General features: G+C 67.1%; 21 protein-coding genes and 1 tRNA gene. 8 read left to right on the top strand and 14 right to left on the bottom strand.

The genetic code is table 11. The features are described from left to right. Window positions 1–151: 151 nt before the first annotated feature. Window positions 152–2,152 (bottom strand): bifunctional 2',3'-cyclic-nucleotide 2'-phosphodiesterase/3'-nucleotidase, encoded by a 2,001-nt coding sequence (locus C1O66_RS05945; RefSeq protein ID WP_102767043.1) that lies wholly within the window; start codon window positions 2,150–2,152, stop codon window positions 152–154. A gap of 272 nt (window positions 2,153–2,424) precedes the next feature. Here C1O66_RS05945 and C1O66_RS05940 point away from each other — a divergent pair, with 272 nt between their 5' ends. From C1O66_RS05940 to C1O66_RS05930, 3 genes are all read left to right on the top strand, one after another. Then, window positions 2,425–3,747 carry a 3-methyl-2-oxobutanoate dehydrogenase (2-methylpropanoyl-transferring) subunit alpha gene (locus C1O66_RS05940; RefSeq protein WP_102767042.1) on the top strand — a complete coding sequence of 441 codons (1,323 nt, stop codon included), beginning with the start codon at window positions 2,425–2,427 and terminating at the stop codon, window positions 3,745–3,747. Window positions 3,748–3,827: 80 nt separating this feature from the next. Next, on the top strand, window positions 3,828–4,832 hold the full coding sequence (locus C1O66_RS05935) for an alpha-ketoacid dehydrogenase subunit beta (RefSeq protein WP_102769488.1): 1,005 nt from the start codon (window positions 3,828–3,830) through the stop codon (window positions 4,830–4,832). A 2-nt stretch (window positions 4,833–4,834) separates the two neighbouring features. Then, a complete protein-coding gene (locus C1O66_RS05930; RefSeq protein ID WP_102767041.1) occupies window positions 4,835–6,190 on the top strand; it encodes a dihydrolipoamide acetyltransferase family protein in 1,356 nt (451 codons plus the stop codon). Between the two features lie 54 nt (window positions 6,191–6,244). Here C1O66_RS05930 and C1O66_RS05925 read toward each other — a convergent pair whose 3' ends face one another. Next, window positions 6,245–6,922: a pyridoxamine 5'-phosphate oxidase family protein gene (locus C1O66_RS05925; protein ID WP_102767040.1), complete on the bottom strand. Its 678-nt coding sequence runs from the start codon at window positions 6,920–6,922 to the stop codon at window positions 6,245–6,247. 135 nt (window positions 6,923–7,057) lie between these two features. On the opposite strand from C1O66_RS05925, the gene pdxR reads away from it, so the two are divergent. Continuing rightward, on the top strand, window positions 7,058–8,596 hold the full coding sequence (gene pdxR, locus C1O66_RS05920; protein WP_102767039.1) for a MocR-like pyridoxine biosynthesis transcription factor PdxR: 1,539 nt from the start codon (window positions 7,058–7,060) through the stop codon (window positions 8,594–8,596). A 16-nt stretch (window positions 8,597–8,612) separates the two neighbouring features. Here the strand turns inward: pdxR and C1O66_RS05915 are convergent, their stop codons facing one another. From C1O66_RS05915 to C1O66_RS05885, 7 genes are all read right to left on the bottom strand, one after another. Beyond that, on the bottom strand, window positions 8,613–9,749 hold the full coding sequence (locus tag C1O66_RS05915; protein ID WP_207795906.1) for a DUF5694 domain-containing protein: 1,137 nt from the start codon (window positions 9,747–9,749) through the stop codon (window positions 8,613–8,615). 167 nt (window positions 9,750–9,916) lie between these two features. Then, a complete protein-coding gene (gene acnB / locus C1O66_RS05910) occupies window positions 9,917–12,520 on the bottom strand; it encodes a bifunctional aconitate hydratase 2/2-methylisocitrate dehydratase (protein WP_102767037.1) in 2,604 nt (867 codons plus the stop codon). Between the two features lie 45 nt (window positions 12,521–12,565). Then, complete coding sequence (locus tag C1O66_RS05905) at window positions 12,566–12,970, bottom strand: type II toxin-antitoxin system VapC family toxin (RefSeq protein WP_102767036.1); 405 nt, start codon at window positions 12,968–12,970, stop codon at window positions 12,566–12,568. Between the two features lie 42 nt (window positions 12,971–13,012). Next, window positions 13,013–13,258 (bottom strand): AbrB/MazE/SpoVT family DNA-binding domain-containing protein, encoded by a 246-nt coding sequence (locus C1O66_RS05900; protein WP_102767035.1) that lies wholly within the window; start codon window positions 13,256–13,258, stop codon window positions 13,013–13,015. Between the two features lie 196 nt (window positions 13,259–13,454). After that, on the bottom strand, window positions 13,455–14,552 hold the full coding sequence (locus tag C1O66_RS05895) for a Leu/Phe/Val dehydrogenase (protein ID WP_102767034.1): 1,098 nt from the start codon (window positions 14,550–14,552) through the stop codon (window positions 13,455–13,457). Between the two features lie 191 nt (window positions 14,553–14,743). After that, the gene (locus C1O66_RS05890) at window positions 14,744–15,472 is read right to left on the bottom strand and encodes a 2OG-Fe dioxygenase family protein (RefSeq protein WP_102767033.1); all 729 of its coding nucleotides are present in this window, start codon (window positions 15,470–15,472) and stop codon (window positions 14,744–14,746) included. Between the two features lie 35 nt (window positions 15,473–15,507). Next, window positions 15,508–16,542 (bottom strand): CDP-6-deoxy-delta-3,4-glucoseen reductase, encoded by a 1,035-nt coding sequence (locus C1O66_RS05885; protein ID WP_102767032.1) that lies wholly within the window; start codon window positions 16,540–16,542, stop codon window positions 15,508–15,510. A gap of 123 nt (window positions 16,543–16,665) precedes the next feature. On the opposite strand from C1O66_RS05885, the gene C1O66_RS05880 reads away from it, so the two are divergent. Further along, a complete protein-coding gene (locus tag C1O66_RS05880) occupies window positions 16,666–17,613 on the top strand; it encodes an SDR family oxidoreductase (RefSeq protein WP_102767031.1) in 948 nt (315 codons plus the stop codon). Window positions 17,614–17,628: 15 nt separating this feature from the next. Here C1O66_RS05880 and C1O66_RS05875 read toward each other — a convergent pair whose 3' ends face one another. Both C1O66_RS05875 and C1O66_RS05870 read right to left on the bottom strand, forming a co-directional pair. Beyond that, window positions 17,629–18,207, bottom strand: a complete 579-nt coding sequence (locus C1O66_RS05875) for a rhomboid family intramembrane serine protease (protein WP_102767030.1) — start codon at window positions 18,205–18,207, stop codon at window positions 17,629–17,631. A gap of 318 nt (window positions 18,208–18,525) precedes the next feature. Continuing rightward, window positions 18,526–18,610, bottom strand: a tRNA-Leu gene (locus C1O66_RS05870). Window positions 18,611–18,709: 99 nt separating this feature from the next. Here C1O66_RS05870 and cysM point away from each other — a divergent pair. From cysM to C1O66_RS05855, 3 genes are all read left to right on the top strand, one after another. Then, window positions 18,710–19,630 (top strand): cysteine synthase CysM, encoded by a 921-nt coding sequence (gene cysM, locus C1O66_RS05865; RefSeq protein WP_102769487.1) that lies wholly within the window; start codon window positions 18,710–18,712, stop codon window positions 19,628–19,630. Next, window positions 19,627–20,163, top strand: a complete 537-nt coding sequence (locus tag C1O66_RS05860) for an NUDIX domain-containing protein (protein ID WP_102767029.1) — start codon at window positions 19,627–19,629, stop codon at window positions 20,161–20,163. The genes cysM and C1O66_RS05860 overlap by 4 nt, the downstream gene beginning before the upstream one ends. A gap of 89 nt (window positions 20,164–20,252) precedes the next feature. Next, complete coding sequence (locus C1O66_RS05855) at window positions 20,253–20,480, top strand: sulfurtransferase TusA family protein (protein ID WP_102767028.1); 228 nt, start codon at window positions 20,253–20,255, stop codon at window positions 20,478–20,480. 15 nt (window positions 20,481–20,495) lie between these two features. On the opposite strand, the gene C1O66_RS05850 is transcribed toward C1O66_RS05855, so the two are convergent. The 3 genes from C1O66_RS05850 to C1O66_RS24265 form a co-directional block, all read right to left on the bottom strand. Continuing rightward, entirely contained in the window at window positions 20,496–21,815 is a 1,320-nt protein-coding gene (locus C1O66_RS05850; protein WP_165794498.1) for a M1 family metallopeptidase, read from the bottom strand. Window positions 21,816–21,843: 28 nt separating this feature from the next. Beyond that, on the bottom strand, window positions 21,844–22,602 hold the full coding sequence (locus C1O66_RS05845; protein ID WP_102767026.1) for an MgtC/SapB family protein: 759 nt from the start codon (window positions 22,600–22,602) through the stop codon (window positions 21,844–21,846). A 125-nt stretch (window positions 22,603–22,727) separates the two neighbouring features. After that, on the bottom strand, window positions 22,728–23,075 hold the full coding sequence (locus C1O66_RS24265) for an FKBP-type peptidyl-prolyl cis-trans isomerase (RefSeq protein WP_223696805.1): 348 nt from the start codon (window positions 23,073–23,075) through the stop codon (window positions 22,728–22,730). Window positions 23,076–23,088: the final 13 nt, after the last annotated feature.

Below are 23,088 nucleotides of genomic sequence, written 5' to 3'. Positions count from 1 at the left end.
CCGGCGGGGACCGGCCTCCCGACCGGGGTCAGCTGAATCCGCTGGTCTGTGCCAGGCTGGAGGCCTCTCGTCCGTCAGGCGGAGACAGGTTGGAGTGGATTGTGGGGCCGCCGGACCGGCTTTGTCAGCCCCGCATCTGGGTTGTGTGGGCTCAGGGTTGCAGGCGATACCAGGCCGAGCCATCGGGCAGACGCTCGATCAGCACGATGCCGGCCGTGTCCGCGCGCTTCAGATGCTCGGCCCCGGCGGCGCCGCTGCGGAACTTCAGTTGCACGCCGGGCACGGGCAGCAGGCGCCAGGCTGGCAGCGCTTGGGCGCCCGCCGTATCCGCTGGCAGCCGACCCAAGCCGCTGAGGTAGGCGGCCACGGCCTCGCGGTTCTCATCGGGGGCGTCGATGACGACCTTGCTGGCGTTCAGGCCCGGGAAGCCGCCGCCGCCGCTGGCGCGGTAGTGGTTGGTGATCACCAGGAAGTCCGCCTGGTCCTCGATCGGCCGGCCCTGGTAGCGCAGATCGCCGATGCGTCGCGCCTGGGGCTGGAGCAGCTTGCCCTCGGCGCTGTAGCGAGCCGGCTGGCGCACATTGATGGTGTAGCTCAGGCCGGGGCGGCCGTCTGCCAGAGGCGCAGCGTAGAGGCTGTCGAAGTTGTAGGCGCGGAAGTCGTCGTCCAGCAACTCCTGCTCGGCCGGGCCTGCCGCGTCGATCTGGCGGAACTGGCCGGCCGACATTTCCAGCCATTCGCGCAGCTCGGCGCCAGTGACCTTGAGCACCTTGATCTGGTTGGGATAGAGGTAGAGGTCGGCCACATGTTTGGCGGCGAGCGGGCCGGGCGGGATGTCGGTGTAGAAGTTCCAGCCCTGGCGGCCGCCGGCTTTGAAGGGCGCGGCCGCCGAGAGCAGGGGCAGGCCTTCCAGTGCCGTGCCCTGCACCGCACGCTCCAGATAGGCCAGCTGGGCGCGGGCCACCAGGTCCACGGCCAGGCTGGGCTGCACCTGCGAGAAGTAGCTGTGGATGGCGACCTCGCTGTGGGCCACCGGCGCGCGCAGGGCCTGCAGCGTGTCGGCGTGTTCGCGGGCGATCACATGGGCCACCATGGGATCGGCCTTCACCAGGGCGCGGCGGCTGGCGCGGTCGAGGATGGGCCGCAGCTCGGCCCGGCTGTGCTGCACCGTCCAGCGGCGGCCCTGGCGTTGCAGTTCCAGGTCCACCACGGCCAGGTGGTCGCCCCAGCGGCCGGGCATGGCGGCCGGCACGCCGTGGATGCGGCCTTGCACCAGGTCTACGCCGGGGTAGCCGGCGAATTGGGCGCTGGGGAACTCGGCATGGGCATGGCCGAAGAGCAGGGCGTCGATGCCGGGCACGCGGGCCAGCTCGGCCACGGTGTTCTCGGCCAGATGCCCTTGCTCGGTTTTCTCAAAGCCCGAGTGGGCCAGGGCCACCACCAGATCGGCGCCTTGCGCGCGCATGCGCGGCACCAGGGCGCGGGCGGTTTCGACGATGTCGCGCGCCTCGACCCGGCCCTGCAGATGTCGGCGATCCCATTGCATGATTTGCGGCGGCACAAAGCCGATCACGCCGATCTTCAGCGTCTGCGTCCGGCCGGCCTCATCCTTGAACTGGCGCTGCAGAAGCACATAGGGCGTGAAGGCATGTTGCAAACGGCCTTGCACGCCGCGCTCCATGACGTTGGCGCTGACGTAGGGGAAGCTGGCGCCGGCCAGGGCCTGGCGCAAGAAGGGCAGGCCGTAGTTGAACTCGTGGTTGCCGACATTGGCGGCATCCACGCCCAGCAGGTTCAGCACCTTGTAGGCCGGGTGGGTGTCGCCCTCGCGCAGGGGCTGGATGCGGGCCACCAGATCGCCGAGCGGGTTGCCCTGCAGCAGATCGCCGTTGTCAAACAGCAGGTGGTTGGGCGCTTCAGACCGGGCGCGCTGAATCAGGGTGATGGTCTTGGCCAGGCCGTAGTCATCGGTCTCGCGGTCCTGGTAGTAGTCGTAGTTCAGCAGATTCATGTGCAGATCGCTGGTCTGCAGCAGGCGCAGCTTGAGCGTGGCTGGCTTGGATGGCGTGGCTGGCGCGGCTTGCAGAGGGCCACTCCAGGCCAGGCCGAGGGCAACGAAGGAGGACAGGGCGAGGGAGGCGATGCGGCGCATGGGCAAGAGGGGGAGGCTGCGGGAGGGCTGGAGGGCAAGACGGCGAGAGGGCAGGGCGCATGCTAGCCCCTCCGGACCGCGATCCAGGGTTAGTTCTAGGGTTAACTGCCCGGGGCCGACCCGGCAATCCGCTACGCTGGAGCCCGGAGCTGCTGCCTGAACGGTGGGGCTCTTGAGAGGAGCTTGAGACCTGCCGCCACCCTTGGCAGGGCCAGAGCGCCTGACCCTGTCGACAACAAAGCCTTGGCGCGTGATCCGCGCAGGAGTGCCGTATGAGTCCTATCCCCCCGCCGGGCCAGCTGGATCCGCTGCCGCCCGCGTCTGACGCAGCAGCTGCTGCGCCAACCCCCGCCTACGAGGGCCTGCGCCTGCATGTGCCCGAGCCCACCGGTCGCCCCGGTTGCCACACCGATTTCTCCTACCTCCACCTCTCGCCGGCCGGCGCCGTGCGCAAGCCCGAGCTTGATGTGGCGGCGGTGGACACGGCAGACCTGGCCTACAGCCTGATCCGCGTGCTCGACGAAGACGGCGTGGCCCGTGGCCCCTGGGCGCCTGAGCTGAGCCCCGAGCAACTGCTGCGCGGCCTGCGCACCATGCTCAAGACCCGGGTCTTCGACAGCCGCATGCTGATCGCCCAGCGCCAGAAAAAGCTCAGTTTCTACATGCAGAGCCTGGGCGAAGAGGCCATCGGCAGCGCGCACGCCATGGCCTTGCGCGATGGGGATATGTGCTTCCCCACCTACCGCCAGCAAAGCTTGCTGCTGGGGCGCGACGATGTGCCCATGGTGGAGCTGATCTGCCAGCTCCTGTCCAACGAGCGCGACCCGCTCAAGGGCCGCCAGCTGCCGGTGATGTATTCGATCAAGAAGGCCGGCTTCTTCACCATCAGCGGCAATCTGGCCACGCAGTTCATCCAGGCCGTGGGCTGGGGCATGGCCTCGGCCATCAAGGGCGACACCAAGATCGCCTCGGGCTGGATCGGCGATGGCGCCACCGCCGAGTCTGATTTCCACACCGCGCTGACCTTCGCCCATGTCTACCGCGCGCCGGTGATCCTCAATGTGGTGAACAACCAGTGGGCGATTTCGACCTTCCAGGCGATTGCCGGCGGCGAGGGCACGACCTTTGCCGCGCGCGGCAGCGGTTGCGGCATCGCCTCGCTGCGGGTGGACGGCAATGACTTCCTGGCGGTCTACGCGGTTTCGCAGTGGGCAGCCGAGCGTGCCCGGCGCAATCTGGGCCCGACCCTGATCGAATGGGTCACCTACCGCGCCGGCCCGCACTCGACCTCGGACGACCCGAGCAAATACCGCCCGGCCGACGAATGGCAGCGCTTCCCCTTGGGCGACCCGATCGCGCGCCTGAAGCGCCATCTGATCGACCGCGGTCTCTGGAGCGAGGCCCAGCATGAAGCTTTGCAGAAAGAGCTGGAAGCCGAGGTCATTGCCGCGCAGAAAGAGGCCGAGCGTTACGGCACCCTGGCCGATGGCCACATCCCCAGCATCGAGTCCATGTTCACCGATGTCTACAAAGACATGCCCGCGCATTTGAAAGATCAACTGGCGCAGGCGCGCCACTACGGAGGTCGGCCATGAGCGGCAAACCGGAAGCACAGATGGAAGCGCAGCTGGCGCTGGCAGCCGAATCCGCCGAGGCCAGCCAGGCCCGCCTGCACATGACCATGATCCAGGCCCTGCGCTCGGCCATGGACGTGATGCTGGAGCGCGACCCCGATGTGGTCATCTTCGGCCAGGACGTGGGTTACTTTGGCGGCGTATTCCGCTGCACCGACGGCCTGCAGGCCAAGTACGGCAAGCAGCGCGTCTTTGATGCGCCGATCTCCGAAGGCGGCATCGTCGGCGTGGCCGTGGGCATGGGGGCTTATGGCCTGCGCCCCGTGGCCGAGATCCAGTTCGCCGACTACTTCTACCCGGCCTCGGATCAGATCGTCTCGGAAGCGGCACGCCTGCGCTACCGCTCGGCCGGTGACTTCACCGCGCCCTTGACCATCCGCATGCCCTGCGGCGGCGGCATTTATGGCGGCCAGACGCACAGCCAAAGCCCGGAGGCGCTGTTCACCCATGTCTGCGGCCTGCGCACCGTCATGCCGTCCAACCCGTATGACGCCAAGGGCTTGCTGATCGCCGCCATCGAGTGCGACGACCCCGTTATTTTTCTGGAGCCCAAGCGCCTCTACAACGGCCCCTTCGATGGCCACCACGACCGGCCGTCGACGCCCTGGTCAGCCCACCCGCTGGGCTTGGTGCCGCAAGGCCACTACAGCCTGCCGCTGGACCAGGCGGCGGTGTTCCGCCCCGGGGCCGACATCACGGTGCTGACCTACGGCACCATGGTCTGGGTGGCCGAAGCGGCAGCGCGCGAGACCGGCATCGATGCCGAGATCATCGACCTGCGCTGCATCTGGCCGCTGGATCTGGACACCATCATCGCCTCGGTCAAGAAGACCGGCCGCTGCGTGGTGCTGCATGAAGCCACACGCACCAGCGGCTTTGGCGCCGAGCTGGTGGCCCTGGTGCAAGAGCATTGCTTCTACCACCTCGAGGTGCCGGTGGAGCGCGTCAGCGGCTGGGACACGCCGTATCCGCATGCCCAGGAATGGGATTACTTTCCGGGCCCGGCCCGCGTCGCTGCGGCCCTGCAGCGCGCCATGGAGAAATGAAGATGAGCAGCGAACATGTGATCAAGATGCCCGATATCGGCGAAGGCATCGTCGAAGTGGAAGTGGTGGCCTGGCGCGTGCAGGCCGGCGACCAGGTCAGCGAAGACCAGATTCTGGCCGATGTGATGACCGACAAGGCCACGGTGGAGATTCCCTCGCCCGTGAAAGGCCGTGTGCTGGCGCTGGGTGGCGAGGTGGGCGAGTTGATGCGGGTGGGCTCGGCCCTGATCCGCATCGAGGTGGAGGGTGAGGCTGGTGTTTCCGCACCTGCGGCTCCTCTTGCTGCACCGGCACCCGTTTCTGTGGCGGTGGCGCCGGCTCCCGTGCCAGCCCCGGCACCTTCGCCAACTCCCGTCGCGCCACCTGCCGTGGCCGCTCATGCCCCGCAGGACCTGGGCCTGAGCCTGGCCGACAAGCCCATCGCCTCGCCCTCGCTGCGCCGCCGCGCCTGGGAGCTGGGTGTGGACCTGGCCCAGGTGCGCGGCACGGGTCTCGGTGGCCGCATCATGCAGGCCGACCTGGATGCGTTTGTCGCCAGCCATGGCAGCCAGCTGCGTCCGCCTGCGCCTGCTGCCGCGCCTGCTTCGGTTGCGGCTGCAACTGCAGCTACAGCTGCACCGGCCAGTGCTCCGCGCCTGCCCCGCTCGGGCTCGCGCGGCGATGGCGTCGAAGCCATCCGCATCGTCGGCCTGCGCCGCAAGATCGCCGAGAAGATGCAGGACGCGAAACGCCGCATCCCGCATTTCAGCTATGTCGAAGAGGTCGATGTCACCGAGCTGGAAGCGCTGCGCCTCAAGCTCAATACCCAGTACGGCGCCAGCCGCGGCAAGCTGACCTTGTTGCCCCTGCTGGCCCGGGCGATTGTGCGCACGCTGCCGGATTTCCCGCAGATCAATGCGCGCCTGGACGACGAGGCGGGCGTGATCAACCGCTTCGACGCGGTCCATCTGGGCGTGGCCGCGCAAACGCCGGCTGGGCTGATGGTGCCGGTGCTGCGCCATGCCGAGAGCCATGATTTGTGGAGCTGTGCCGCCGAGATTCGGCGTTTGGCCGAAGCCGCCCGCAGCGGCCGTGCCACCCGCGACGAGCTCAGCGGCTCCACCATCACCATCTCCAGCCTGGGCGCACTCGGCGGCATCGTCACCACCCCGGTGATCAACAGCCCCGAGGTCGCCATCGTCGGCGTCAACCGCATCGTCGAGCGGCCCATGATCCGCAACGGCCAGGTGGTGGCGCGGCAGATGATGAACCTGTCCTCCTCCTTCGACCACCGCGTGGTCGATGGTCAGGATGCGGCCGAGTTCATCCAGGCCCTGCGCGGCCTGATGGAATCGCCGGCCTTGCTCTTCATCGACTGAGGCAGCGCCAGAGCTGGACGGGGGCGGCGCAGCAAGCGACCGCCCCTTTTCATTTCAGGGCTGGCTTGCCTGCCCCCACCGCTGCACATAGGCGGGCGCCGGCTCCCGGTTGTCCGCCGCTGCCTGCGGCGCTGCTTGCACCCGGCGCAAGGGCAACACGCCGGTCCACACGGGCAAATGCAAGTCTTCCTCGTCGTCCTGCGGCGGGCCGCTGCGGACCTTGCAAGCGGCTTCATCCAGTGGGATGCGCAACACGGTGGTGGCGGCGAATTCCTTGTCACTGCCGCGCCGGGCCTCGTGCTCGCGGCCGGGGGCGATCTTGTGCATGAAGTGGTCCAGGCTCGCGCGCTTTTGGGCTTCGTCGCGGACCGCTTCGAACTGACCGTAGATCATGCAGGCGCGGTAGTTCATCGAATGGTTGAAGGCCGAGCGGGCCAGCACCAGGCCGTCCAGCAGGGTGAGGGTGACGCAGGCTTGCGTCTCGGGGCGCAGCAGGGTCTTGACCATGCGGCCGCCGTTGGAGCCGTGGATGTAGAGGTGTTCGCCCTCGCGCCAGCAGGCCATGGGGATGCAATGGCTGCCGCGTTCGTCGGCAAAGGCGATGTGACACAGATAGGCGGCGTCGACGATGGCGTGCACAGTCTCGCGCTCGTAGCGGGCGTTCTCGGCCACGCGGCGCACGCGCGTGCGCTCGCTGGGGGCGGTGGCGGGGCTGGCAGGGATGGGGTTCATGGAGGTTTCGAGAAATGCGGTTCTAAGGATGAGGGAAAGCCGGCGCGCGCAGAAATTTCAGTGCGCAATGTAGTGAGGCAGTGGTTCTAGGAGAAGATCCACAAGTTATCAATTCTTTGGAACCACAAAACTGCCATGGATCACGCGCTCCTGATCAACCGCTTTGCGGCCGAGCAAGGCCAGCCCGGCTGGTCGCGCCAGCGCCTGCTGCACGAGGCCTTGCGCCACACAATTCGCAGCGGCAGCCTGCCGCCCGGCAGCCGCTTGCTGGCCAGCCGCGCCCTGGCGGCCGAGCTGGGCTGGGCGCGCAACACGGTGATCTATGCCTACGAGCAACTGGCCAGCGAGGGTTGGATCAGCGCCGGCCGGCGCGGCACGGTGGTGAATGCGCGGCCGGCTTCGGTGCTGGCGGGGGTGAGCAGGGCCGCGGGGACTGGGGCGATGGCCGCGCGAGAAATTTCACCGTCGGTGCCTGAGCGCGCTGCTTTGTCCCGGCGCAGCGCGGGCCTGGCTTGCTTGCCTGTCGCTGCGGACCTGGCCGCGGCCTTTGCACCTGGTGTGCCCGCGCTGGATGCGTTTCCGCTTGATCTGTGGCGGCGCCTGATGATGCGGGCCTGGCGTTCGCTGGCCGGCAGCCAGCTCAACTACGGACCGCCGGCCGGCGAACTGGCCTTGCGCGAAGCGATTGCCGCGCATCTGCGTGCCTCGCGGGCGGTGCGTTGCAGCGCCGAACAGGTCTTCATCACCGATGGCACGCAGGCCAGCCTGGACCTGTGTGCGCGCGCCTTTGCCGATGCCGGCGACAAGGTATGGATCGAAAGTCCTGGCTATGGCGGCGCGCTCACCGCGTTCCGCGCCGCCCAGCTGCACGCCATCGGCATCGGGGTCGATGCCCAAGGGTTGGCGCCCCGACCTCAGGATTGGCGGCAGCATCGCCCCAAGCTCATTTATGTCACGCCCTCGCACCAATACCCTTGCGGTGCGGTGATGAGCCTGGAGCGGCGGCTGGCCTTGCTGGATCAAGCGCGTCGATGCGGTGCCCTCATCATCGAAGATGACTACGACAGTGAGTTCCGCTATGACGGCCCGCCGTTGGCGGCCCTGCAGGGATTGAGTCCTGAGGTCGGCGCCCCGGAGGTTTCACTCAGCGATGCGCCCGTGCTTTACCTCGGTACCTTCAGCAAGACTTTGTTTCCGGGCTTGCGCATCGGCTTCATGGTGGTGCCCTCGGCCCTGGTCAGGTCGCTGCATGAGCTCCTGGCCCGTTCGGCGCCGCGCGGTCGGGCTGCCGAGCAATTGGCCCTGGCCGAGTTTCTGCGCGAAGGCCACTTCGGCCTGCATCTGCGGCGCATGCGCCGCCTCTACCAGCAGCGGCGCGACGCTCTGATTGCCGTCTTGCAGCATCAGCTCTCAGACCTGGCGACCGTGCAGGGTGCTTCGGCCGGCATGCATCTGGCGCTGTGTTTCGATCCCGCTTTGGCCCTGGACGACCAGGCCATCAGCGCGGCGGCATTGCGCGCCGGCATCGTCGCGCCGGCTTTGAGTCAGCACCTGTGTGGCCGGCGCAGCAGTGCCTGGTCCGGCTTGATGCTCGGTTATGCCCAGGTGCCAGCGGAGCAGATGGCCGGCAAGGTGGCGCGTCTCGCCGCCGTGATTCGCACTGAACTGCGCTGAACTGCGCAGAGCGAGCTCAAGGCGGAAGCGGCGTGCTGGTGGCGAGCGGGCGTGGCGCTTGTTGATCGAGCGTTTGTATGGCGTCGACGAGGTCCAGGCCTTGCATCTGGCTCAGCCATTGCTCAAACCATGGCTTGTGCGAGGCGCCGACGATGCTTAGCACTCTGGCGCCGGGCCGCTCGCGAAAGGTCTCGCGGATGTTGGCGACCATGCGCAGATTGCGTACTTCCCAGCCCCCCACCCACATCTGTGGATAGCGTCGCGGTGAAGCGGCAGTCATGGGGCCGACGATATTCGCGCGCGCCAGTGCGCGCAGGTACTCGGGGCGGTTGATGAAACGGTAGAGCGGCAACAGGTCGCTGCCGCGTTTGAGTGGCGCCAGGCTGCGCTCCTCCTCGCGCTTCAAAAGGTCGCCCTCTGATTTCCAGGCGGCTTCCAGCTCGGTCACAAAGGCTTTCGTGTCGTCGAGCTTGAGCCTGTCGCCGGTGTGATCGTCGGTGGGGTGGACGCGCTGCAGGCCCAGGCGTGCCGCCAGCCGCGCGGCGATCTGTATCGACTCATTGGGCCGCTGGACGAGGCGTTGCAATTGCCCGACCAGGGCTTCGTTCAAGCCGTCTCCTGCATGCTGTTGCGCTTGTGTCAGCTGCAGCCATTGGGCCGCGGCCGAAGCGCTTTCTTTCGCGGCCAGGAACAAAGCGGCGAGGCGGCGTCGCTGCGCGGCGCTGGGCGTGGCGGGCCAGTTCTTGAGTGTGCGTTCGACTTCGGCCAGTGCGGCTGGAATGTCCAGGCCGGTGGCCGCCTGCGCTTCGGCCGGGCGCTTGCAGTAGTCCTCGCCGTACTTGGCCGGGTGGCGCAAAGCCAGATCGCACGCTTCGCCCGACTCGTCCTCGACGGTGATGATCTCGGGCTTGAACCCGGCCAGACGTTCCAGCAGGCTGTCGAGCGAGCCGGGTTTGAAGTCCTGGCCCATCTCCTGCAGATGGACGGTGCCCAGCACCAGAACCTGCGATCGCGGCCCTGTCATGCCTTGATCCAGATCCTTGAGCAAGGCAAGCGGGGTGCCAGCCTGCAGCGGCGGGCTGACGCTGAGCATGGTGCTTACGAAGATCGTCGAGAGTCCCGAGGTCCAGGCAGAAGGGGCGGAGGGTCGCATGGGCAGATTGCAGCAAGGCAGGCAGTGAACGTGGCGCCATTCTTTGGACTCGTTCTCTGGCGGGCCAGCACCATCCGACGGAGTGCGCGAGCGGTGGTCCCAACGGCACCGCAACATGAAAAAAGGCCCGCCGAAGCGGGCCTTTCATGGCGGGGCTGTGCCCTGGCTTAGGCGCAGCTGGTGCTGCTGACGGCCTTGGCTGCGTCTGCGTACTCCTCGATCTGGTCGAAGTTCATGTACTTGTAGATCGAGGCGCCGTCCTTGTTCACCACGCCCATGGCCTCGTGATATTCGGCTACGGTCGGGATCTTGCCCAGCTTGGAGGCAATCGCTGCCAGCTCGGCCGAGGCCAGGAACACATTGGTGTTCTTGCCCAGGCGGTTGGGGAAGTTGCGGGTCGAGGTGGAGACCACGGTCGCGCCTTCACGCACCTGCGCCTGGTTGCCCATGCACAGCGAGCAGCCCGGCATTTCGGTGCGCGCACCGGCGGTGCCGAAGGCCGCGTAATGGCCTTCCTTGATCAGCTCGCTCTGGTCCATCTTGGTCGGCGGGGCGACCCACAGCTTGACCGGGATGTCGCGCTGGCCGCCCAGCAGCTTGGCCGCAGCGCGGAAGTGGCCGATATTGGTCATGCAGGAGCCGATGAAGGCTTCATCAATCTTGGTGCCGGCCACGTCGGACAGGGTCTTGGCATCGTCCGGATCGTTGGGGCAGCAGAGGATGGGTTCCTTGATGTCGGCCAGATCGATCTCGATGACGGCCGCGTACTCGGCGTCCTTGTCGGCTTCCAGCAGATTGGGGTTGGCCAGCCAGGCTTCGACCTTCTCGATGCGGCGCTGCAGGGTGCGGGCGTCGGCATAGCCATCATTGATCATGTTCTTCATCAGCACGATATTGCTGGTGAGGTATTCCTTGATCGGCTCGGGGTTCAGCTTGACCGTGCAACCGGCGGCGCTGCGCTCGGCCGAGGCGTCGCTCAGCTCAAAGGCTTGTTCGACCTTCAGATCGGGCAGGCCTTCGATTTCCAGGATGCGGCCCGAGAACACGTTCTTCTTGCCGGCCTTGGCCACGGTCAGCAGACCGGCCTTGATGGCGTACAGCGGAATCGCATGCACCAGATCGCGCAGGGTGATGCCGGGCTGCATCTGGCCCTTGAAGCGCACCAGCACCGATTCGGGCATGTCCAGCGGCATCACGCCGGTGGCGGCGCCGAAGGCCACCAGGCCCGAGCCGGCCGGGAAGGAGATGCCGATCGGGAAGCGGGTGTGCGAGTCGCCGCCGGTGCCGACGGTGTCGGGCAGCAGCAGGCGGTTCAGCCAGCTGTGGATCACGCCGTCGCCGGGACGCAGGGCCACGCCGCCGCGGTTGGAGATGAAGGCGGGCAGCTCGCGGTGGGTCTTCACGTCCACCGGCTTCGGATAGGCCGCGGTGTGGCAGAACGATTGCATCACCAGATCGGCGCTGAAGCCCAGGCAGGCCAGGTCCTTCAGCTCGTCGCGAGTCATCGGGCCGGTGGTGTCTTGCGAGCCGACCGTGGTCATCTTGGGTTCGCAGTAGGTACCGGGGCGCACGCCCTGGCCTTCCGGCAGGCCGACAGCGCGGCCGACCATCTTCTGCGCCAGGGTGAAGCCGGCGTTCGTGGCAGCCGGTGCGGCCGGCAGGCGGAACAGGGTGGCGGCGGGCAGGCCCAGGAACTCACGCGCCTTGGCGGTCAGCGAGCGGCCGATGATCAGGTTGATGCGGCCGCCGGCGCGCACTTCGTCGAACAGCACATCGCTCTTGAGCTTGAACTCGGCGACGGTGGCGCCGTCCTTCACGATCTTGCCTTCGTACGGGAGGATGTCGATGACATCGCCCATCTCCAGCTTGGACACGTCCACTTCAATCGGCAGGGAGCCCGAGTCTTCCTGGGTGTTGAAGAAGATGGGGGCGATCTTGCCGCCCAGGGTCACGCCGCCGAAGCGCTTGTTCGGCACAAAGGGGATGTCCTGGCCGGTGGCCCAGATCACGCTGTTGGTGGCGGACTTGCGCGAAGAGCCGGTGCCGACCACATCGCCCACGTAGGCGACCAGATGGCCCTTCTTCTTCAGGTCCTCGATGAACTGCATCGGGCCGCGCTTGCCGTCTTCCTCGGGCTTGAAGGCCGCATCGGGGCGGGTGTTCTTCAGCATGGCCAGGTAGTGCAGCGGGATGTCCGGGCGGCTCCAGGCGTCGGGGGCGGGCGACAGGTCGTCGGTGTTGGTCTCGCCGGGCACCTTGAAGACGGTGACGGTGATCTTCTTCTCGACCTCGGGGCGGCTGGTGAACCACTCGCCCTCGGCCCAGCTCTGGATCACGTCCTTGGCCTGGGCATTGCCGGCCTTGGCTTTTTCGGCCACGTCGTGGAAGAAGTCGAACATCAGCAGCGTCTTCTTCAGCGCGGCGGCGGCGGTGGCGGCCACGCTGGCGTCATCCAGCAGGTCGATCAGGGGCTTGACGTTGTAGCCGCCGACCATGGTGCCCAGCAGCTCGGTGGCCTTGGTCTTGGAGATCAGGTCGACTGCCAGGTCACCGTGCGCCACGGCGGCCAGGAAGCTGGCTTTGGCCTTGGCGGCATCGTCCACGCCCGGGGGCACGCGGTGGGTCAGCAGGTCCAGCAGGAACTCGCCTTCGCCGGCGGGAGGGTTCTTGATCAGCTCGATCAGCTCGGCCGTCTGCTTGGCATCCAGGGGCAGGGGCGGGATGCCCAGCGCGGCGCGCTCGGCGGTGTGTTGGCGATAGGCTTGCAGCATGATGAGCTCTCCAGGTGTTGCGAGGGGTGTGAGGGTGCGACCGCGTCAGGTGGCCTTGGGCGTGATGACCTTGAGGCCCTTGAAGTAGTCACGGAAGAAGGTCTCGTCGTGGGTGATCAAGGCATTGCATTGCAGCAAGGCATGAGCGCCCACGATGAAATCGGGAACGGTGCGTTGGCGCAGGCCGCCGCGGCTGCGGTAGCGGCGCTGCATCTCGCCGGCGCGGATGGCGGCTTTTTGCTCGACGGCGTGAAAGCTGATGCCCATGTCTTCCAGGGCCTGCATGGCCTGGTCGCCGTCTTGCAGCGAAGAGCAGATTTCCGACACCACCACATCGCAGACCACCACCGGGCCCAGGGACAGGGCGTCGCGCAGCGCAGCCTCGGCCAGGTCGGCGCGCTCGCTGTCGCTGAGCAGGTCGACGAGGACGGAGGAGTCGATGGCGATCATGGGGTGCTGGCGCTTGGCTGGGCGGCGGGAAGATCGCGGGGCTTACTGATCGAGCGGGTCGCCGGGGGCGCGGCCGCGCACGGCGCGCATGGCTTCATCGACCGAAGCAAAACCGTCCAGCTTGAACTTGCCGCGGGCGCGTGAGATGGCGTCGTCGACGTTTTTGCGCAGGATGATGCGGCCGCCTTCGAGCTCGACCTTGAGGATGGTGCCCTTGGTCAGGCCCAGTGCATCACGCACGGCCTTGGGCAGGGTGATCTGCCCGCGCTCAGCGACGGTGGCTTCCATGGGCTGCTCCGCAGTATGCGTTTGAAAGTATGTATTGATTATACGTACTTGCTGAGCCGGCCGGCAAGCAAAGCGCCGGCCGCCGCGGCATGGAGTATGGCAAGAAATCAAGGCCATGCCCGCACATGATGCGGTCCGGCAGGGGCGAAAAAAAGGCAGCCGAAGCTGCCTTTTCTCTTGCGCGGTGAACCTTGAATCAGACCGGCTTGACCAGCTTGGAGCGGGCCCAGGCGTCGGCCGCGCGGCCCGGGGTCGTGCCCTCGGCCTTGACGCGTTCCAGCAGTTCGGCGACGCGCTCGCCGATGCGGCTGACTTCGGCCATCACGGCCGACTCTTCGCCTTCATTGCGGTACTCGCGCGCCACGCTGATGATGCCGCCGGCATTGACCAGGTAGTCGGGCAGGTAGCAGATGCCGCGCTGTTGCAGGGTGTCGCCGTCTTCCACGGTGGCCAGCTGGTTGTTGGCGGCGCCGGCGATCAGCTGGGCGCGGATGGTGGGGATGCTGCTGGCGTTCAGCGATGCGCCCAGGGCGCAAGGCGCCAGCACGTCGACATCGGCCGACAGGATCTCATGGATGCCCACGGCGGTGGCGCCCAGCTGTTCTTGCGCGCGGGCCACCTTGGCGGCGTCCACATCGGCCACCACCAGCTTGGCGCCGGCCTTGTGCAGGAACTCGGCCAGGTGCCAGCCCACGGCGCCCAGGCCTTGCAGGGCCACGCGCACGCCGTCCAGCGAGCTGCGCTTCAGGTGCAGGCGCACGCCGGCTTCGATCGAGACGAACACGCCCCAGGCGGTCTTGGGGCTCGGGTCGCCACCGAAGGCACCGGCGCGCGGGATGCCGCTGACGAATTGCGTGTGGGCCTGCATGCCCAGCATGTCGGCCGTGGTGGTGCCCACGTCTTCGGCGGTGATGTAGGCGCCTTGCAGCGATTGCACGGCGCGGCCGAAGGCAGCGAACAGGGCGGGGCGGTCGAAATCGCCGGCCGGCTTGATGATCACGGCCTTACCGCCGCCGAAGGGCAGGTCGGCCAGGGCGTTCTTCAGGCTCATGCCTTGCGAGAGGCGCAACGCGTCGTTCAGCGCGGCCAGCTCGTTGTCATAGGTCCAGAAACGGCAGCCACCGAAGGCCGGGCCGCGGGCGGTGCTGTGCACGGCCAGGATGGCCTTCAGGCCGGTTTCGGCGTCTGCGGCCAGCAGCACGCGCTCATGCGGCTTTTGATCGGGCAGGCCGAACAGCGAAGAGGGGATGGAGGCGGCCGGAGCAGCGGCAATCGCGCGGGCGAGATCGTTCATGGTGGTAGGCACTCGTGATGCAGACAAAGTTCGCAGGGCCCGCCGGACAAGCAGGCCCCAAAAAGAAGCGCTCGCTTGTGGCGAACGCAGCCGCACAGTGTACGTGCTGGCGCGATTCTGCCCCTGGCCGGCCCGGCGAGGCAGCGGTCAGACTTCGCGCTTTGTCGAGTGAGTGTTCCGGCTGGTCAGACTCAAGCCGAGGCCTGGAAACCGCCGCGGCGCAGGGTCAGCACCAAGGTGTCGCGGTGGCCATGCTCAGCCGTGGGCTGGATGGGCGTGGTTTCGTGGATCACGCGTTCGTCATCCAGTAGCAGCAGGGTCCAGGGCTCGTTCATGGTGAAGCGCTGGCCTTGTGGGCCATGGGCTTCAAACACGCGCGACTCGCCGCCCTTGATGCCCTGCCGGTCGATCAGAAACACGGCCACGAAATCGACGCCGTCGCGGTGAGCGCCCTCGGGCGTGGGGCGGCCGATGCCGTCGGTGGTGTCGATGCGGAACTGGTGCGCTTCGATGTACCAGGCCTGCTCGCCCTTGTGCCGCGAGGCGATGCCAGCCAGGCCCAGCAGCAGCTGGCGCCAGGCGGGCAGGGCCACGGCGGCCTCGGCCATGGGCTCGAACCAGCGTTCGATGCCGCCATGCAAGGCGTTGTAGTCCAGCGGCTGCCAATGCGCGCGGTGCGGCGCCTGGCTCAGCCGATTGCCCTCCGCGACGAAGCAGCCGTGGCGGCGGTAGCGGTAACGGCCGCCGTCGCGCAGGTAGGCGTCGGGCGGCAGGTCGTTCCAGAAGGGGCTGAGCGCGGCCAGGTCCTGGGCTGAGAGCTGCAGGCAGTCCGGCAGGCTGGCGGGGGCCAGCACGGCCGCCCCCTGGCTGCGCAGCTGCGCTTCAAATTCAGCGGCGGGAACGTAGGGGGGCGTGAACATCGCGGCGGGGTCTCAATCGATGCGGGAGTTGGACTTCAAGCTTGCTTGTCGGCTTCGGAGGTGAAGGAGTCGGCGTAGAACTCTTCCGCGGGCAGGCTTGCCTTGGCCGTGAAATCGGCGCGTGCCGAGTCCACCATGATGGGCGCTCCGCAAGCGTACACCTGGTGGCCGGACAGATCGGGCAGGTCGGCCAGCACCGCCTGGTGGACGAAGCCGCAGCGGCCGGTCCAGCCGTCTTCGGCCTTGGGCTCGGACAGCACGGGCACATAAGTCAGGTTGGGCATCTGGGCCGCGGCCTGCGCGGCCCAGTCGTGCAGGTAGAGATCGGCCTTGCTGCGGCAGCCCCAGTACAAGACGGCCGGGCGGGTGCTGCCCAGGTGCTGCATGCGCTCGATGATGGCCTTGATGGGCGCAAAACCGGTGCCGCTGGCCAGCAGCACGATGGGCTTGTCGCTGTCCTCGCGCAGGAAGAAGCTGCCGAAGGGGCCTTCCATACGCAGGATGTCTTTTTCCTTCATCTCGCTGAAGACATGGTCGGTGAACTTGCCACCGGGCATGTGGCGGATGTGCAGCTCCACCGCGGCCGGCGTGCCCAGGTTGTGAGGCGCGTTGGCCATGGAGTAGCTGCGGCGCGCGCCATCTCGCAAGATGAACTCCACATACTGGCCGGCGTGGAACTGGAAGTTCTGCGTGGCCGGCAGTTGCAGGCGGATCACGGCCACATCGCTGCTGGGCTTGCTCAGGCTCATCACGCGGCTGGGCAGCTTGAGCACGGGGAACTGGCCGGCGCCCGGCACGGCGCGCGCTTCCAGGGTGCAGTCGGTCTGCGGCGTGGCGCAGCAGGTCAGCACCATGCCGGCCGCTTCTTCCTCGGGGGTGAGGGTCTTGGGCTGGTGGGCGCCGTGGATCACCCGGCCTTCCAGCAGGCGGCTCTTGCAGGAGCCGCAAGCGCCGTCCTTGCAGCCATAGGGCAGGCCGACGCCGGCGCGGATGGCGGCGCTGAGCATGGTTTCATCGCGTTCCACGGAAAAGACGCGGCCGCTGGGCTGGACGGTGACCTGGAAGTTCATGTTGGATGCAAAAAGGCGAGGGCTGGAGGATCAATCGAGAATGGCCGGCGCGGCCAGAAAGCGAATTCGGCCCGGGGATGCCGGGCCGTACACTGTGCCGCCATTTTGCCTGAGCCGGATTCCATGCCCTTCAGCCCCGCTTCATGTCCCTCTGCTCAGTCTGCTTGCTCTGATCGCCCTGCGCGCCCCGCTCGCCGCCTGGGCCGGCCGCGGCTCTTGATCGTGGGCTGTGGCGATGTCGGCATGCGGGTGCTGGGCCTGCTGGCCGGGCGTTGGCAGGTGCGGGCCTTGAGTTCCAGCCCGGGCCGCTTCGCCGAGCTGCGTGCGGCCGGCGCCCAGCCGGTGCTGGGCAATCTGGACGACGCGGCTTCTCTGGCCGGCCTGGCCGGCTGGGCCGATGCCGTGCTGCATCTGGCGCCGCCTCCGGGCCAGGGTGAGCGGGATCTGCGCACGCTGAACCTTTTGCGCGCGCTGGCGCGTCGCTCCACGCCGGCGCATCTGGTCTATGCCAGCACGACCGGGGTGTACGGCGATTGCGGCGGGGCGCGTTTCGATGAGTCGCGCCCGGTGGCGCCGCGCAGCGATCGGGCCCGCCGGCGCGTCGATGCCGAGCGCCTGCTGCGCGGCTTCGGCCCGACTTTTGGCTGCCGGGTGACGATTCTGCGGGTGCCGGGCATCTATGCCGGCAACCGGGTCGGCGGCCATCCGCGCGAGCGGCTGCAGCGGGGCTCGCCGGTGCTGCGGCGCGAGGACGATGTCTACACCAACCACATCCATGCCGACGATCTGGCTCGCGCCTGCCTGCGCGCGCTCTGGCGCGGGGCGCCGCAGCGGGTGCTCCACGTTTGCGATGACAGTGAACACTTGATGGGCGACTACTTCGACCTGGCGGCTGATCTGTGCGGCCTGAGCCGGCCGCCGCGCATCAGCCGTGAAGAGGCGCAGCAGCAGATGTCTGCGATGCAGCTGAGCTTCATGAGCGAATCGCGGCGCTTGAGCAACTGCCGCCTGAAAACCGAGCTGGGTTTGAAGCTGCGCTACCCGCGGCCCGAGGACGGCCTGCTGGCCTGAACCCGATTCAATCGATCAGCGGCGGCGCGCCGTGCGCCAGTAGCGGATCAGGAGGTAGGCACCCAGCATGCCGCCCAGGTGGGCGAAGTGGGCCACGCCGCTGTTGTTGTTCAGGCCCAGGATCAGCTCCAGTGTGCCGAAGATGGCGACGAAGTATTTGGCCTTCATCGGAATCGGCGGGAACAAGGGCACGATGATGCGGTCCGGGAACAGCATGCCGAAGGACAGCAGCAGGCCGAACAGCGCGCCCGAGGCGCCCACGGTCGGCGCGAAGGAGCCGAGCAAGAAGGTGACGATCAGCTGCACCGCAGCGGCGCTGATGGTGCTGGCCACCAGGATCTGGGTGTAGCGCTTGGCGCCCCAGACGCGCTCCAGCTCGGAGCCGAACATCCACAGACCCAGCATATTGAAGAACAGGTGGAACTCGCCGCCGTGCAAAAAGGCGTAGGTCAGCGGTTGCCAGGGCAGGAAGTTGCCCGTCATCAGGGGCCAGAGCTCGAAAGGTTCCTTGAGGCCGGGAACCAGATAGAACAGGCAGTACAGGCCCACGCAGGCCAGCATGAAGGCTTTGGTCACCGGAGGAATCGGGGGCATGAGTTCGCGAAGTTGGTGGGTGGGCGCGCAGGGCTGTTCACCGCCCCTGCCTTTCGGCGCAGTGTAAGCGCTGCCGATGACTGCATCGGGCCACTGGAGTCGGGGATCTGGGCGTTACGTTCATCGGCCTGTGCAAGTGGGGTGGAAGTGCGCAGGAGTTCGCACCACGCTGTCTGGTCGTCACGTCGATGTGAAGAGCCATGATGAAGGGCCCAGACGCAAAAAAGCCACCTCGAGGGTGGCTTGATGCAGGCTGGCACGGGGTGCCTTTTGTTTTTCAGCGGCTGCACCTTGCGGGGCATGGAGGATCACCTTGAGTGGTGCCCAGGGCCGGACTCGAACCGGCACACCTTGCGGCGGGGGATTTTGAGTCCCCTGCGTCTACCGATTTCGCCACCTGGGCATGCATCGCACGGTAGTGTCGCTGCTGAAGCCCATCATTATGCCATGAAAATTTCGGCCTCCGAAACGTCCTTCAACTTTGGCTGCGAGAATGTTTGATATGAGCAGCCCCAACCGCAAACATTACGCCAGCCTTGAAGAGCTGATCGGCAACACGCCCCTGGTCCGTCTGCAGCGCCTGCTGGCGCCGGAGCTGGCCGCGCGCGGTAACGTCATCCTCGGCAAACTGGAGGGTAACAACCCGGCCGGCTCGGTCAAGGACCGGCCCGCCATCAGCATGATCCGGCGCGCCGAAGAGCGCGGCGAGGTCAAGCCCGGCGACACCCTGATCGAGGCCACCTCGGGCAACACCGGCATCGCCCTGGCCATGGCTGCGGCCATTCGCGGCTATCGCATGGTGCTGATCATGCCGGAGGACCTGTCCATCGAGCGGGCCCAGACCATGAAGGCCTTCGGCGCCGAGCTGATCCTGACGCCGCGTTCCGGCGGCATGGAATACGCCCGCGATCTGGCCGAGCAGATGCAGCGCGATGGCAAGGGCCGGGTGCTCGACCAGTTCGCCAACGGCGACAACCCGCGCGTGCACTACGAGACCACGGGCCCGGAGATCTGGCGCGACACCGAAGGCCAGATCACCCATTTCGTCAGCGCCATGGGCACGACCGGCACCATCACCGGCACCTCGCGCTACCTGAAAGAGCAGAACCCGGCAGTGCGCATCATCGGCGCCCAGCCCTCCGAAGGCTCGCGCATCCCCGGCATTCGCAAATGGCCCGAGGCCTACCTGCCCAAGATCTACCGCCCCGAGGCGGTGGACGAGCTGATGCTGGTCAGTCAGGCCGATGCCGAGGACATGGCGCGCCGCCTGGCCAGCCAGGAAGGCCTGTTCGCCGGCATCTCCGCGGCCGGTGCCTGCTGGGTGGCGCTGCAGCTGGCGCGCACGGTGGAGAACGCCACCATCGTCTTCATCGTCTGCGATCGCGGCGACCGCTATCTCTCCACGGGTGTGTTCCCGGCATGAGCCAGGATGCTGCGCAGACCTTTCGCTTCTGCCCGCTGTGTGCGTCCGGGCTGGAGATGCGCAGCGAGCCGGAAGACAGCGGCCCGACCACGCGCTTGCGCTGCAGCGCCTGCAGCTTCACGCACTGGAACAACCCGACGCCGGTGCTGGCCGCGGTGGTCGAATGTGTGGACCGCGAGGGTCAGGTCTTGCTGGCCCGCAACGCCGCCTGGACCGAGCGCTTTTTCGGCCTGATCACCGGCTTCATGGAAGCGGGTGAATCGCCCGAGGCCGGTGTCAGCCGCGAGGTGCTGGAGGAAACCGGTCTGCAAGTTGAAGGGCTGAGCCTGCTTGGCGTCTGGGACTTCCAGCGCAAGAACCAGCTGCTCGTGGCTTACCACGTGCGGGCTCGCGGCGAGATCCGCCTGTCGCCCGAGCTGGCCGAATACAAGTTGATCGCGCCCGAGCGCCTGCGCTGCTGGCGCGGCGGTACCGGTCAGGCCCTGGCGACCTGGCTGCGCAGCAAGGGCCTGGAGCCACAGTGGATGGATTGAACCTGCGGCAACAGGGGGCAAGCCCGGGTGCTGATCGGGCCCTGCGCGGGGCACTCGCCACCTAAAATGCAGCGCAAACGAGGATCTCCATGGACGCCCACAAAGAAATCGACACCCGCGGCCTGAACTGCCCCCTGCCCATCCTCAAGGCCAAGAAAGCCTTGGCCGAGATGGAGAGCGGGCAGTTGCTCAAGGTGGTGGCCACCGACCCCGGTTCCATGCGCGACTTCCAGGCCTTTGCTCGGCAGACCGGCAACGAACTGGTGCAGCAAAGCAGCCAGGGCGAGGAATACATCCACGTGCTCAAGCGCCGCTGATCAAGCGCCGTTGATTCAGCGCTCGACCTTGCCCTGCGGCGCGCTGCCTGCCGCGTTTTCGTACACCCAGTGCTGAAACAAAGGCGCCAGGTCGCGTCGGCTTTGAGCCTGCATGGCCTGCTGGAAATCGGCCGCTCGTACACTGCGACCCGCATGGACTTGTGTGTAGTGGCGCAGACCAGCCCAGAATTCCTGCTCGCCCATGTGTTCGAGCAGCGCGACCATGAAGAGCGCACCTTTGCTGTAGTGGATGGCGCGTTTGAGGCTCAGGCTGGGGTAGTCACCCGGCCAGCTCAGCGGTCTGTCGAAGCCGGCGTCGCGCGCGCGCTGCATGCCTCTGTGCATCAGGCCCAGTTCGCGCTGGTAGGCAGCCTCACCCCAGCGGTGTCGCTTCCAGGCGGCGGTCATGAAGGTGGTGATGCCTTCGTTGAGCCAGAAATCACGCCACTCCGCGCAACTGAGCAGATTGCCCCACCACTGGTGGGCCATCTCGTGCGCAATCACCCAGTCTTCTTGCGGTGTTTCCAGAATCGGGTCCAGCATGCGACGCCCAATCAAGGCATAGCTGCTGGCTTCCTGTGCCGCGCCGCCCGGTAGCAACAGCTGGCTGTACACCGGCTGGGGCAGAGCGATGCCCGCTTTCTCGCTGAAGAAGGCCAGCATGGCGGCGCTCGGTGCGAACTTGGCTCGCAAGGTCTCTGTGTCATCGCTGACACCCAGAAAGGCCAGCTCGGGTTGCCCTGTGACACCTGAGTCCATTTGCACGCGGCTGAACCGGCCAGCGGCAAAACCCAGGGTGTAGAGCGGGTAGGGCAGGTCTTGCTGCCAACGCTGCGCGTGCCCCAAGCTGGGCATGCGGCGGCCACTGGCCAGGCTGTCGTAGCCCTCGGGCAGCTCGAGGCTGATCTGGATACTCGCGCGGCTGAGGTCTGTCCCGGCACAAGGCAGCCACTGGCAGCTGTGGAAGGCGGTGTAGACATGCTCCGGGCCGAACATCAGCCCCTCGCCGGCTTGGGCGCGGTAGCGGATGCTCAAGCTCAGCTGCGACTGCTTGGCCGCATGGGCGGGCAGGTCGATCTGCCACCCGTCTTCCGGCCCATCCAGTCGCCTCAAGCGCAAGACCTGACCCGCGAGGCGTGCGGCCGTGATGTCCAGCCGGGGCGAGCGCAGCTGCACGCTGTTCTGCGCCTGGGCTGGGCTTTGCTGCGTCAGCTCGATTTGCGCCTCGCCCTCCAGGGTTTGACGCGCGAAATCAGGTCGCAAGCTCAGGGCGTAGTGCTGGCCCAGCCAGTCCGCACGCCCGGCGCTCGCAAGCAGGGCGAGCAGGCAAGCCATCCCGTACCGGCGCCATATGCGGCCCGGCTCAGTTGCGCGCATGCGTGACCCGGTATTCAGAGACGCCGGGAATCTCCATCACACGGTTGGCGAAGCGGGTCAGGGTTTCGCTGCGGAAATTGCGGCGTGCCGTGCAGACGAAGCGCCATTCCTCTCGCCCGCTGCTGGATTCGATGCTCAGCGAGCCCGGTGCGAAGCGAAAGCCCAGATGGTCGGCAAAGGCCGCCAGCTCGTCCTGGCGGAACAGCCGCCCCGGCTCACCACGCAACATCACGGCAATCGCCGGATGCGAGGGCAGGGTGTTTTCCAGCTTGGCGCCCCACATCATCAGGCTGGCGCAGAGCAGGGTCAGCATGATGGCAGCGAAATAGAAGCCCATGCCCACCAGGATGCCGATCGAGGAAGCCGCCCAAAGCGATGCGGCCGTGGTCAGGCCGCTGATGTTCATGCCTTCCTTCATGATCACGCCGGCGCACAGGAAGCCGATGCCGGTGACCACGCCCTGGATCACGCGCGTCGGGTCGGCCGAGGGCGGCAGCACGCCGCCGGCCTGCAAGCCGCCGAACCACTGCTGCGGATAGGCCAGCAGGATGATGACGGCGGCCGAGGCCATGCAGACCAGGGCATAGGTGCGCATGCCGGCTGCGCGGCCGTGATAGGCCCGCTCATAGCCCAACACCAGGCCCAGAATCATGGCGCCCAGCAGGTGCAGCAGCATCAGCACATTGGCCTGCCACTGGGTGGCGGTCCAATAGCGCAGCAGGTGGTCGAGGTCGAGCAAGCTCATCAGCAATCTCCGCGATTTGTCTCTGAAAAGGCCAGGCTCCCTGGCGCGATGCTAGCCCCGCGCGTGCGGGCCTCAGCCAAGAAAAAAGGTCCCGAAGGACCTTTTTCCATGCGCCGTGGTGCGGCTCAGACAGCCAGCAATTCCACCTGGAACAGCAGGGTGGCATTGGGCGGGATCACGCCGCCGGCGCCGCGGGCGCCATAGCCCAGCTCGGCCGGGATCACCAGCATGCGGGTGCCGCCGATCTTCATGCCTTGCACGCCTTCGTCCCAGCCGCGGATCACTTCGCCGCCGGCCAGGTGGAAGCGGAACGGGTCGCCGCGGTCCTTGCTGGAATCGAACTTCTTGCCCTTGTTGCCGTTCTTGTACAGCCAGCCGGTGTAGTGCACGGTGACGCGCTGGCCGGCCTTGGCTTCGGCGCCGTCGCCGACCACGGTGTCTTCGAATTGCAGACCGCTGGGCAGGGCGGTCAGGTTGAGCGAGATC

The sequence above is a fragment of the Paucibacter aquatile genome (assembly GCF_002885975.1).
GTDB lineage: Bacteria > Pseudomonadota > Gammaproteobacteria > Burkholderiales > Burkholderiaceae_C > Paucibacter_A > Paucibacter_A aquatilis.
This window is presented reverse-complemented; position numbering and strand designations above follow the sequence as displayed.

Bases quoted from the DNA above. Each gene is read 5' to 3' on its own strand.
- C1O66_RS05945 (WP_102767043.1), bottom strand. From the start codon at position 2,152: ATGCGCCGCATCGCCTCCCTCGCCCTGTCCTCCTTCGTTGCCCTCGGC.
- C1O66_RS05940 (WP_102767042.1), top strand. From the start codon at position 2,425: ATGAGTCCTATCCCCCCGCCGGGCCAGCTGGATCCGCTGCCGCCCGCG.
- C1O66_RS05935 (WP_102769488.1), top strand. From the start codon at position 3,828: ATGACCATGATCCAGGCCCTGCGCTCGGCCATGGACGTGATGCTGGAG.
- C1O66_RS05930 (WP_102767041.1), top strand. From the start codon at position 4,835: ATGAGCAGCGAACATGTGATCAAGATGCCCGATATCGGCGAAGGCATC.
- C1O66_RS05925 (WP_102767040.1), bottom strand. From the start codon at position 6,922: ATGAACCCCATCCCTGCCAGCCCCGCCACCGCCCCCAGCGAGCGCACG.
- pdxR (WP_102767039.1), top strand. From the start codon at position 7,058: ATGGATCACGCGCTCCTGATCAACCGCTTTGCGGCCGAGCAAGGCCAG.
- C1O66_RS05915 (WP_207795906.1), bottom strand. From the start codon at position 9,749: ATGCGACCCTCCGCCCCTTCTGCCTGGACCTCGGGACTCTCGACGATC.
- acnB (WP_102767037.1), bottom strand. From the start codon at position 12,520: ATGCTGCAAGCCTATCGCCAACACACCGCCGAGCGCGCCGCGCTGGGC.
- C1O66_RS05905 (WP_102767036.1), bottom strand. From the start codon at position 12,970: ATGATCGCCATCGACTCCTCCGTCCTCGTCGACCTGCTCAGCGACAGC.
- C1O66_RS05900 (WP_102767035.1), bottom strand. From the start codon at position 13,258: ATGGAAGCCACCGTCGCTGAGCGCGGGCAGATCACCCTGCCCAAGGCC.
- C1O66_RS05895 (WP_102767034.1), bottom strand. From the start codon at position 14,552: ATGAACGATCTCGCCCGCGCGATTGCCGCTGCTCCGGCCGCCTCCATC.
- C1O66_RS05890 (WP_102767033.1), bottom strand. From the start codon at position 15,472: ATGTTCACGCCCCCCTACGTTCCCGCCGCTGAATTTGAAGCGCAGCTG.
- C1O66_RS05885 (WP_102767032.1), bottom strand. From the start codon at position 16,542: ATGAACTTCCAGGTCACCGTCCAGCCCAGCGGCCGCGTCTTTTCCGTG.
- C1O66_RS05880 (WP_102767031.1), top strand. From the start codon at position 16,666: ATGCCCTTCAGCCCCGCTTCATGTCCCTCTGCTCAGTCTGCTTGCTCT.
- C1O66_RS05875 (WP_102767030.1), bottom strand. From the start codon at position 18,207: ATGCCCCCGATTCCTCCGGTGACCAAAGCCTTCATGCTGGCCTGCGTG.
- cysM (WP_102769487.1), top strand. From the start codon at position 18,710: ATGAGCAGCCCCAACCGCAAACATTACGCCAGCCTTGAAGAGCTGATC.
- C1O66_RS05860 (WP_102767029.1), top strand. From the start codon at position 19,627: ATGAGCCAGGATGCTGCGCAGACCTTTCGCTTCTGCCCGCTGTGTGCG.
- C1O66_RS05855 (WP_102767028.1), top strand. From the start codon at position 20,253: ATGGACGCCCACAAAGAAATCGACACCCGCGGCCTGAACTGCCCCCTG.
- C1O66_RS05850 (WP_165794498.1), bottom strand. From the start codon at position 21,815: ATGGCTTGCCTGCTCGCCCTGCTTGCGAGCGCCGGGCGTGCGGACTGG.
- C1O66_RS05845 (WP_102767026.1), bottom strand. From the start codon at position 22,602: ATGAGCTTGCTCGACCTCGACCACCTGCTGCGCTATTGGACCGCCACC.